Below are 11,617 nucleotides of genomic sequence, written 5' to 3' on the forward strand. Positions count from 1 at the left end.
CTCTAATTCTATTTGATTCGCGTTCTCTCATATCGCTTTTAGTCTAAACTCCAGGAAGAGGGGATTTATAGAAGACGCTGAAATTGAATTCAGTTATTACAAGTCAGAAGTCAGAATTGAATTCAGGCTCCTGACTTCTGAAGTATTTCTTGTTAACTGTGGTATTGGACTGATTTTCGTCAAAGTATTCTTCCATCGGTGCAAAATATAAAAAGCAATGAAAACCCCAACCTGCTTAAAGGATGGGGGCATAAATAAAAACTCTATATTTCATGATGACACAACTCAATATTTGTTCGACTGTTGTCAGCCTGGAGGTGGAATAATGAACAAACCACCATCCAGACGCAAGAAAGTTATCCCTGGGGCATCTGGTGAACCAAAGCCAGCCACCAACTCTGCAAAAAAAGATCCTTCTTCGCACGAAAATCCAGCTTCAGCAACGATTACGGTTACTGCTGTTGAAGTTACAGAGTTGACCGAGGAAGAACAAAGCTTACGCTTGCAATTGGAAGGTCAGGTAGAAAGGGCATTTTTGTCAGCAGGTCAGGCGCTTATGGAGTTGAGGGACAGACGGCTGTACCGTTCCACGCACCGGACTTTTGAAGAATACTGCCGCGATCGCTTCAATTATAGTCGTGATGCCGCTTACTTAAAGATTTCGGCTACTGTGGTTTATGAGAATCTTCAAAAGTTTTTGCCGACCATTGGTCGGCAAATTCCAATGCCGACCAACGAACGACAATTGCGTTTTTTGGCGAAAGCCGAGTTGGAACCGGCTGTGCAAGCGGATGTATGGCAGCAGGCAGTAGAGCAAGCTGGCAATAAGATTCCATCCGGTCGCATAGTGAAAGACGTAGTGGATAGGATACGCGGAAGCACGAAAGTACCCAATCCTTACCATATTGGTGAAATATGCATTCTTTTGCCAAAGGATAACCCAGACTTGAGAGGTAAAGCGGGTTATTGGGGTGTGGTAAGTCACGTTGGCGAATATAGTTGTACAGTCCAGACATGGGACGGTGACTACACCGTAAAAATCGAACACCTGAAGTTACTGGAATTGCTTGATGAAGATTGCCAATTCATGCAGCAGTTATGTGTGAGGTTACGGCAGTTGCATGAAGTGGCTAACCGTGACTCTTCTGTGGATTGGCTGTTGCAGGGGTTGGGGAAACAAGCTAAACCGTATCTGTCATCTTTGCAGGCAAAGCTGCTGGCGGCTGTGGAACGAGAGTACAACCTTGTTTGGAAGCAGCAGAAGTGACCGAAGAAGCAGGGGAGCAGGGGAGCAGAGGAGAAAGATTTTGGATTCCCTTGGCTTTTAGGGTTTCAAGCCCCTAAATTTATTTATGCTCAAAAGAAAAACATTTATTTCGAGATGCAACGGACGAGAAATAATACGTCCGTTTTCTTGCCCCTCCATTTATGTATGGGGTTTCTCCCCTGCTCCCCATCCCCTCTGCCCCTCTGCCTCTTCGTTGACGAGACAGCTAGTAAACAATAGGTAGCCCTTTCAAGGTGTGTGATTTTGCAGCTTTTTCTGGTTTAGAATCTTAGCAGTTGAGACATGAGGCTTGTTCTTAAGATAAGTTCGTTTAGGTTGAGCTTTCTTAGGATCTCGCGGATGACGGCGAAAAGTTCTCAGTTTGACAAGGCCTGCCAGATGTTTGAGAGTTTGCGATAATTCTGAGAAGGTCATGTTCTGAAAAACACACCACTCATTAGGGGGAATGGCAATCATCATTCCTCTGTAAGTACCTTTAATTTCGTCGGCTAAATAGTAGCTGGAAATTTCGGCTTCTATCTTCTCGGTTCCATGAAAACTTCTCAGGGCTGCCTGAACGGTAGACAGAATGTTATAGGCGACTAAAGCGATGCAGAAGGTAAACAAAGCCGCTTTTGGATAGCCTAGCGTATTAATCTCGCAGCAGAGATTTTCTGTCAGAACTTGGAATAAGATTTCGAGTTTCCAACGTTTGCGGTACATTTGGGCTATCAACATTGGATTTGCTACCTCAAACGGCAGATTTGTCAGAATAAAAATTTCTCTGTCCCCGTCACGATTAGGCTGCTTCAAGCAGACCTTAATTCGTCGTGCCTTTAACAGTTGACCATCATCAGCACTCAAGATAATGTTTTGCTCAAATACAGTACCACTATCGCTTTGACCTACTAATCGGAAATCATCGGTTGCTTGCCAAGGCAGACTTTGATGCTGTCGGATAATAAAATAGCCAAGACCTGCGGCAACACCGAATAAGAACTTGAGTGTACAAAAATTCCGGTCTGCAATCCAAACGTCATCTTCTTCAACAGTTGGTAGTACCTCGTCAAACAAAGAACGCTCTTGGGCATGACCATCTTCACAAGGAAATACATCTACTGCCAGCATTAAACTTGGGTCAAGTACGACCAATGATTGCCCTAGTAACGGGGCGCTACTAATTTCACGTAATGGTTTTAAGCGGTGTTCGGTCGCCGCGATGCCTGCGGCGGGCTACGCCTACGCATTACCATCAATAATTTTTACTCGATATCCTGGTAGCAAATCCGGTATTGTTGCATTGAGGTGTCGAATTGTCGCTTCCATTTGACCAGCAACCTCTCTGACTAGCTCCCCACTGGTACTCGGTTCAATACCGTTGATTTTATTGTAGACCGAGGTAACTGAAACACCTATTTTTTCCACTGATGCTTGGTGTGCTGCGTGTACTGATGGATGAACTCCGCAGACCACAAGGCTCATCAAATTAACTACTGTGGAGAATAATAGCTCACGAGTGTACTGGGTTTTGGCACTACGTTCAAACAGTTCATCTATGATTTGGGGACATAGTGCTTTCTCTAAAAGCCCACGAACCATCACTGATACTGGGCTTTCTGTGACAAAACGCTCAAATACCTGCCCTAGCAACATTTTTTTTCTCCACCCAACAGATTTGCACCTCTTTTTACCAAACTACAAATCAGCCCATCACACAACACCTTGAAAGGGCTAGTTCTATAATTCAAGAAATAAAACTTCTGGTTGACAGTTTCTGATTGGTGCTAAAACTGCTGCAAGAAGTCATTCACGATTTCTCCAAATTGATTAATTTTTATTGCTTTTTAGTGTGAATAAATATTTCGCTAACAGTGTCTTCGCTACTTTTACCCCTACTTCCTCTTGATTACTGAATCGGTATTCTAGCCTTACACAGTTCATTCTCAATAAGCACCTAATTTTTTCAAGGTGTCTGTGCCTCCAAAACCTTTATCTGGCTTGGTTTTACGATGATTGTCGCCCCTTGAAGAAATGGGATAAAGAGTTACGTCATCAGCGCATTCAGCAGGACCATAAGCATTCATCATGGGAATATGAGAATAATAGTCGAACCACCAATATTGGAGATTAGTCTCAAAAGCTTCGCCAGTTACTAATAACCAACGCAGTTTACAGAGGTGTGGGATCTGAGGCTGAGATCGCTCAACCTCTTCAAGCAACATTTTTAAGAGTGAGGGAACTATTTGGAGGACAGAGATTGCTTGACGCTCAATCTGTTCCAGCAGTTGGGCTGGTTCGCGCACAATTTCATACTTAAAAACGTGTACTCTACCACCAATTAGCAGTAAAGTCAGGACTTGCCAAATAGAGATATCGAAGCTAATCGGGGCTGTCTGGGCGATCGCATCGGTTTCCTTGAGGTCAAGGTTAGCAATCATGGCATAGAGATGATTGAGTAACCCTAAGTGTTCAATGAGGACACCTTTGGGTTGCCCTGTTGAGCCGGAAGTATAGATGGCGTAGGCTAGGTTATGAGGCTGACTCTGGCAAATCGGAGGTGTCTGGGGCTGCCGAGACAACAGGCGATCGTCATCAATATAAACAATCTGAGTTTGGTGTTTCGGCAATAGTTCGGCTAATTTGCTTTGAGTAAGCAATACTGCTACTGAGGCATCTGCCAATATATAAGCCAGTCGTTCTTGGGGATAAGTTGGCTCAAGGGGAACATAAACACCACCCGCTTTAAAAATTCCCAGGATTCCAACTACCATATCGAGCGATCGCTCAACGCACAATCCTACTAAAACTTCTGAGCCAACACCAATTTTTTGCAAGTAATGGGCGAGTTGATTAGCTTGGCGATCGAGTTCTTGGTAAGTTAAATGCTGATTTTCAAAGACGACAGCAGTCGCTTCGGGGGTGCGCTGGACTTGTTGCTCGAAGAGTTGGTGAAAACAGTAATCCTTTGGGTATGGAGTAGCCGTATTATTCCACTCAACCAGCATCAGATGTAGTTCAGATGGTGTAAGCAAAGCCAATTCACCAATACCTTGAGCAGGGTTGACTACAATTGCTTCCACTAAGGTTTGGAAATGTCCCGTCATCCGAGTAATGGTGTCTGCTGCAAATAAATCGGTGCTGTATTCCCAGGAACCAACTAGAGTTGTAGCAGTTTCTTCAAAGGTTAAGGTCAAATCAAATAGGGCGGTGCTGACTTGAGGCTGTAAAGGTGTCAGAGTTAACCCAGGTAATTTTAAGGGGGCAATGGAAGCATTTTGGAGAACGAACATCACCTGAAATAGAGGAGTATGGCTCAAGTTACGCTCAGGCTGTAGTGCTTCTACAACTTTTTCAAAAGGAATTTGTTGATGGGCATAAGCTTCTAAGGTAGTTTCTCGGACTTGTGCTAAAAGCTGGGTAAAACTCGGATTATTTTCTAAGTGAGTTCGCAGGACTATTGTGTTCACCAAACAACCGATTAGATGCTGAGTTTCAATGCGATCGCGATTAGCAATAGGGGAACCGATGGCAATATCTTCCTGTCCACTGTAGCGGTAGAGCAATACCGCAAATGCTGCTAGCAGCGTCATGAAGAGAGTTGTGCCAGCATTTTGGCTTAACTGTCGCAGTTGTTGGGTTAATGTTGAGTTCAGGCTAAAGGCTAGGGTTTGTCCTTGGTTAGTTTGAACTGGTGGACGCGGGCGAGCGCTCGGTAATTGCAGCAGAGACGGTATGCCAGCAAGTTGCTGTTTCCAGTAATTTAGTTGTTTTTCGAGAACATCGCCCTGTAAATATTGCCTTTGCCAGAGAGCATAGTCTGCATACTGGATCGGTAACTCTGGCAAAATTGGCTCTATTCCTTGTCTGTAAGCTTGGTAAAAGGTAAATAGTTCCTGAATAAAAACCCCAATTGACCAACCATCATTAATGATGTGATGTATTGTCGTCAAAATAATATAATCTATTGTTCCTAGCTGGAGAATCATGACTCGCAGCAGAGGTGCTTGAGCAAAATCAAAGGGACGGTGGGAATGTTCGGCAGCTAAACGGTCAATTTCAGCAGTTTGCTCCGATGCCGAGTGATAACGCAAGTCGATGTGGGATAGGGTAATCGGTCGATGGGCATGAATAACTTGTTGGGGTTCACCGTTTTCTGTAGTGAAGTTAGTCCGCAATATTTCGTGGCGTTCAATGACGCTATTAACGCTTTGTTCAAGTGCTGCAATGTCTAAGTGTCCCGATAGTTTGAGACTAAAGGAACTGTTGTAGGCTGGATTAGCTGGTTCTAGTAAATTGAAAAACCACAATCGCTCCTGAGCAAAGGAAAGCAACAGGGCAGCTTCAGGCGATCGCTTTGGAATAGTTAGCGTTTTTGCAGGACTAACTAACTCTCCCCGCAAACGTTTTTCCAGCAAGGCTCGTTTTGCCGCAGAGAGTTGTGATTTTCGATTTGAGAAAGGTTGTGCTGGAATTTCCATATTAGAATCGGTTGCGCCTAATTTTTCGTTTTTAATCAGGGAATGGGGAATAGGGAATAGAGAATGGGGAATAAAAGTGTACTGAGTTTTTTTCAAAAATCAAATATGAGTTTTAAAGAACCATATTTATTTCAATACGCTTGGGTTATGGCTAAAACTCTTTATCAAAGTCAAATTTTTAACGAACCACAGAGGCGCAGAGGAAACAGAGAGAAGAGAAAAAAATGCTTAATCCAAGCGTATTGATGTTTATTTATTTATTTTCATAAATCAATTTAGTTGCTCTCAGACCCAATTATTCGAGCAGTTTTTTTCCTTTTTCTTGTTCCCTCTTAACTAATGCTTCAGCCTCTTCTTCGGTTAATTCTTCAATTTCTTTTAAGAGAATTTCTTCAACTATAATCGCTAAATCAGCAACAGTATTTGCTTCAAACAGTGCCCTTAAGGGAATTTCAATGTTGAATGTATCTTGAATCTGAGCAATAGCTTGGGTGGCTAGAAAAGAGTGTCCTCCAAGTTCAAAAAAGTTATCAGTAATGCCTACAGCCTCAACACCTAATACTGCGGCAAAAATATCAGCGATCGCTTGTTCTATATCTGTCTGTGGGGCGACAAACTCTTGAGTGCGTTGGTTTTGGAAATCTGGAAGTGGTAGTGCTTGGCGATCGATTTTGCCATTAGGCGTTAAGGGAAAGTGCGAAAGTTGCACAAAATCATTGGGAATCATGTACTCTGGTAAATTCGCTTTGATAAATTGGCGCAGTTCTGATGTGGATACTGATAAGAACTTTTCCCCAGAAAATTGCTCTAAATGCTGCTTTCTTTGAGATTTAGTTTCACGAGATTTGCGTATCGAACTGTTGGGATGAATGGCATAGAGCATATAAACCTCAATATTACTATCGGGTTGTTCGCCTTTAGAAATAATGTATTCATCCACAGAAACCTGATAACTTTTCTGTTCTAATAGAGTAGTAATTTTTTGCAGATTTTCCAACCCATCAACCTCGATCGCCAGTTGTTTAATTTTCGGCCAATCCTGTTCGTCAATACCTTCAAGGACAAGATACTCGCTTTTCTCAACATCGATTTTGAGCAAATCAATTTGCTCTATTTTATACTCACGAATAATGGTAGAAAGGCTTTTTAACTTACACAGATAGGTTTCACTACGATATCGTTCTGCTAAAAATTCGTCGATTCCTTCTTGAGAGCGTATTCCTTGCCGTCCGACTACGCCATTTTCAACCTGGTGGACAATCATTGCTTTTGCCGCTCGTTTATCTTTTTCTGGTTCGGCAAAACGCCCAGATATTCCTGACATTTCTGGGTAGAACGTAAATTTAACCGTTTCTTGTTGATGAGAAAGACCATATTCAAACAGTTTCACTTGAGGGCTATATTGACTCAAGTTTGCTTGCAAAATATTAAATGTGGGTGGAATCGGTTCAAAAGCATAAACTGTGGTGTTGGAAAAATTCTGCTGCACAAATAATGTAAATAAACCAATATTTGCACCCACATCAAAAACACAATCACCATCATTAAGGGTGATGCCGTGCTTTAGATAGATTTGATTTTCAAAGATTTCGGCGTAAAGCGCATTGGTTTGGTGAGCGCTCAAATGGTTGATTGTCATCCCGTTAGGAAGTTTGAGCAGTTTTTGGCGATCGCTATTCGGTTGCTGCTTTGGAATAAAGTAAGCTACCAATCGCTGTTGCTCTGAAGCGACTGTCATCGCTGTGTCTTCACGAACGATGACACAACTCTCGCGGATCTGAGGATGCTGGTTGAGTACCGTTTCGATTTCACTAAGTTCGATGCGGAAGCCACGAACTTTAACTTGATTGTCAATGCGCCCCAGAAACTCGATCTTGCCATCAGGTAAATACTGCGCTAAATCGCCAGTTTTGTAAATCCGCGCTTTTGGGTCGGTGCTAAAGGGATTGGGAATAAACTTGGCTTGGGTAATATCAGTCCGATGAAGATAGCCGCGTGCAAGTCCAGCACCACCAATATGCAATTCCCCAGGTACTCCAACAGGAACAGGCTGAAGATAGCGATCGAGAATGTAAATTTGGGTATTAGCGATCGCCTGACCGATGGGGATTTTGCGATCGCCAACATCAATAGCATGGGTAGTTGACCAGATTGTAGCTTCGGTGGGGCCATACATATTGTAAATTTTCCCTGGTATTGCTTCCCGGAGTTCCTGCGCTAATGATGGGGACAAACTCTCTCCCCCAACCATTAAGGCTTGCAGCGACCTGAGTGGATGTAAACTGTGCGTAGTCATCAGCATTCGTAGCCAGGAGGGAGTGCATTGCAGATGGGATACCGGATATTTCTGCAATTGAGCTAGTACGGAATGTTCTGGATCGTGGTTACTTGTTTTTAGATTGCTACGCTCTTTCACTTCTTTGAGGTAATTGAGACTAGACAAAGTAGAATCAATATCCATGCCAAAATCAATCAAACACGCTACTTCATCCACTCCAATTGCCTGCAAACGCTCAATCAGACTCAGGCATTTTTCTGGTGTTCCTAGCAACCCACTAGTTTCAAAGTAACGGTTAAATGCAAATGAGAGTAAAGCTTCGCGATCGCCCTCATCCCAGGATTTAACTTGAGCAGCTAAATCCATCCCGTCCCACATTTTGAGTACCAAATCTATTGAGCTATTGAGATAATTGCACAAGGGGCGACGGACTTGCTCGCGCACGGTTTCTAAATCTTCACCAATGAAGGTGTGTAACATCAGAGTAATATGACCCGTACCCGCATAGCCTTGCTCTTGCCAGACTTGGCGATAAAGTTTGATTTTCTCTGCCAAATCCTCAAGACTCTGCCCCAATAGATGGGTGAGAACATTTGCACCTATTTCTCCCGCCAAATGGAAAGTTTCTGGATTACCCGCCGCAGTTACCCAAACAGGGAGTTCGGGTTGCACGGGTCGCGGAAAAGTTTGAACATCTATTGTCTGACCTGTGCCATCTTTAAGGGCGATCGCTTCTCCTCGCCACAGTTGCCGCACTGTGGCGATTCCTTGTGTCATAATCGTTTTGCGTTCGGTGTAGCGATCGGGAGCTAACACAAAATCATTGGGTTGCCAGCCGCTAGCAAAAGAAATGCCTACCCGTCCATTGGATAAGTTATCAACTAATGCCCATTCTTCAGCAATGCGCAGTTCTGCATGGAGGGGCAAAACGACGCTACCAGCCCGAATCTGAACTTGTTCCGTAATTGTGGCGATCGCCGCAGCAGCAACAGCAGGGTTAGGATAAATACCTCCAAAGGCATGAAAATGGCGTTCTGGTATCCAAACCGCAGTAAATCCATTGCGATCGGCAAACTTTGCTCCTTCAATAAGTAGTTTGTAATGTTCCTTTGCTGTCACCGTTTGATTATCGCTGGCAAAGTAGAACAGGCTGAATTCCAAAGGCTTGGTATCGGCTTTTGTCAAAGAAGATATTTTTGTCGGAGATAGATTTTTGGGATCGTCTTGCAAAATCACCTGAAAGCCACGAGCGAGAGTCCAGAATATTTCCAGAATCGAAATATCAAAGGAAATCGTCGTCAGGGCGAGCCAAATGCCACCATTTCCCCCAATCCGTTCGTCCATACCAGTGAAGAAATTTGCCATTTGGCGATGTTCGACCATCACCCCTTTAGGTTGACCTGTAGAGCCAGAGGTATAAATAACGTAAGCTAGGTGATGGGATTTGACCTCTGTTTGCAGATTTTCCAGTTTTGGCGGTAATTGTCTGATATCTGCGTCCAGAGTAATAATTTGCGCGCAAGTGACTGGCAAAATTGCTAGTAATCGTTGTTGAGTAAGTAAAACCGATATATTTGCATCCGAGAGCATATATGCCAATCGCTCTTGAGGATAGGTTGGGTCAAGAGGCACGTAAGCTCCTCCCGCTTTTAGAATCCCCAGTAGACCAATTACCATTTCTAGCGATCGCTCAACGCAAATTCCCACTAATGTCTCTGGTCGAACGCCAAGACTTTGCAAATAATGAGCTAATTGATTTGACTTTTCGTTTAAGGCTCGATAGGTTAAGGTTTGGTTGCCAAATATCACAGCAATGGCCTCAGGTGTCCGTTCAACCTGTTGTTCAAACCACTGATGAACGCATAAATGTTGTGGATAGTCAATACTTGTCTGATTCCAATCCACCAATAATTGTTGCTGTTCTGTTTTAGTGAGCAGTGGTAGTGTCGCGCTCGGACTGTCAGGATTAGTAACAATTCCCTCAAGTAATGTCTGCAAATGCCCCATCATTCGCTCAATTCTATCTGCATTGAAGAGGTCAGCATTGTACTTGAACACCGTATAAACCGCTTCGCTTGTTTCTACAGCTTCCAGCGTGAGATCGAACTGACCTTCTTGCTGAGGCATTTCCAAGGGTGCTAATTGTAAGTTGTGCCAGGTAATTGGTTTTTGAACGGCTTTTGGTGACAATAGCGCTTCCATAACTGGCGATTGCCGAAAGTTCTGCAAGATAAAAGCCACTTGAAATATAGGGTGATAGCTAGGATTGGGTTGAACTTGCAGTTCTTCTACCAGCAGAGGGAAAGGATAACCCTGATTGGCAAACATTTCTAAAACAGTGCGGCGGTTTTGAGCAAGAAGTTCTCTACAGGTGGGATTGCCTACCAACTTCCCTCGCAACACCACTTGATCGATAAAATTACCAATAACGGCTGTAAACTGCGACTGGCTGCGACCTGCGGCTAACGGCGATCCAATTAAGATATCATCTTGACCAGTGTAGCGAGATAGCAAAATTTGAAAAGCCGTCAGCAGCACTACATAAAGGGTTGTGCGTTCGGTTGTGGCCAGAGTCTTGAGTTTGGCAACCAAGGAATTTGGTAGTTGGCAAAACTGAGAAGCACCGTTGTAGGTTTGAAAACTGGGGCGCGGACGATCTGCTGGTAATTGTAGTATGGGCAGTTGTCCAGCTAGTTGTTGTTGCCAGTAACTACGAAGTTTTTCCCCTTGTGGACTTGCTAATAAGTTTTCCTGCCACTGTACGTAGTCTTGATAAGTGCGATCCAATGGCGGCAAACTCGGAGTTTGTCCAGTACTGATAGCAGCGTACAAAGATAACAGTTCGTTCACCACAAGCTCAATTGACCATCCGTCACCTGCAATGTGGTGAATTGTCACTGATAAAATATGTTTTTCTTCGTTTTGAGTGAAGACTCGAACGCGCAGGGAGGAGTCTTTTTCGAGATTAAAAGGTGTTTTATACTGTTCAATTACGTTGGCGTGCAACTCTGATTCTTGCCAACTTGAGGCATCAATCCATTGAAAGTCAGCCTTGAAGGTTTGATGCACCCACTGAACTGGTTCTGATTCTCGTTGAGGGAAAGTACTTCTTAAATTTGCATGGCGATCGCATAATATTTGACAAGCTTCCTGCCAGCTATCAATCTGTAATGGTGAATAAATTCGACACGCAAAAGCCATGTGATAGGCTGCACTGTCAGGGTTGAGTTGCCACAAAAACCATAAACCTTTTTGCCCATAAGAAAGGGGATGAATATCAAAAATATCTGGGCAATTGTGGAGTAATTTTATAATTTCAACTTTTCGCTGTTTGAGACTTTCAATAATGGTGGAATTTAAGGTTGCTTTTGAACCACCAATCCGTAGTTGTCCGTCTTCTTTGAGGGAAAGTTGGACACCTTTGAGCGAGATATTTTGTAAGAAATTTAGTAATTCCATTGGAGTTAATATTAATTAAAAAAGGAGTCAAAAGTCAGAATAAATACCAATTTTAGAAATGATTGTTACAAATGTAGATTGGGTTGAGGAACGAAACCCAACACTACTAAACTTGTATATGTTGGGTTTCACTTT

5 protein-coding genes are annotated in these 11,617 nt (G+C 43.3%); 1 reads left to right on the forward strand and 4 read right to left on the reverse strand.

Annotated features, from left to right (window positions below):
- Nucleotides 1-325 precede the first annotated feature (325 nt).
- The gene (locus RMX89_RS21540; protein WP_322690374.1) at nt 326-1,267 is read left to right on the forward strand and encodes a hypothetical protein; all 942 of its coding nucleotides are present in this window, start codon (nt 326-328) and stop codon (nt 1,265-1,267) included.
- 249 nt (nt 1,268-1,516) lie between these two features.
- Here RMX89_RS21540 and RMX89_RS21545 read toward each other — a convergent pair whose 3' ends face one another.
- From RMX89_RS21545 to RMX89_RS21560, 4 genes are all read right to left on the reverse strand, one after another.
- Nucleotides 1,517-2,395: a transposase gene (locus RMX89_RS21545; RefSeq protein WP_322690375.1), complete on the reverse strand. Its 879-nt coding sequence runs from the start codon at nt 2,393-2,395 to the stop codon at nt 1,517-1,519.
- Between the two features lie 111 nt (nt 2,396-2,506).
- Nucleotides 2,507-2,920, reverse strand: coding sequence for a hypothetical protein (locus RMX89_RS21550; protein WP_322690376.1), 414 nt, complete (start codon nt 2,918-2,920; stop codon nt 2,507-2,509).
- A gap of 290 nt (nt 2,921-3,210) precedes the next feature.
- The gene (locus tag RMX89_RS21555) at nt 3,211-5,841 is read right to left on the reverse strand and encodes a non-ribosomal peptide synthetase (RefSeq protein ID WP_322690377.1); all 2,631 of its coding nucleotides are present in this window, start codon (nt 5,839-5,841) and stop codon (nt 3,211-3,213) included.
- 199 nt (nt 5,842-6,040) lie between these two features.
- Nucleotides 6,041-11,482: a MupA/Atu3671 family FMN-dependent luciferase-like monooxygenase gene (locus RMX89_RS21560; RefSeq protein ID WP_322690378.1), complete on the reverse strand. Its 5,442-nt coding sequence runs from the start codon at nt 11,480-11,482 to the stop codon at nt 6,041-6,043.
- Nucleotides 11,483-11,617 lie beyond the last annotated feature (135 nt).

The sequence above is a fragment of the Nostoc sp. DedSLP04 genome, assembly GCF_034530775.1.
Taxonomy (GTDB): domain Bacteria; phylum Cyanobacteriota; class Cyanobacteriia; order Cyanobacteriales; family Nostocaceae; genus Nostoc.

What these genes read in the sequence shown, in the direction of transcription:
- RMX89_RS21560 (WP_322690378.1), bottom strand. Translation starts at nt 11,482, where the DNA reads ATGGAATTACTAAATTTCTTACAAAATATCTCGCTCAAAGGTGTCCAA.
- RMX89_RS21545 (WP_322690375.1), bottom strand. Translation starts at nt 2,395, where the DNA reads ATGCTGGCAGTAGATGTATTTCCTTGTGAAGATGGTCATGCCCAAGAG.
- RMX89_RS21550 (WP_322690376.1), bottom strand. Translation starts at nt 2,920, where the DNA reads ATGTTGCTAGGGCAGGTATTTGAGCGTTTTGTCACAGAAAGCCCAGTA.
- RMX89_RS21540 (WP_322690374.1), top strand. Translation starts at nt 326, where the DNA reads ATGAACAAACCACCATCCAGACGCAAGAAAGTTATCCCTGGGGCATCT.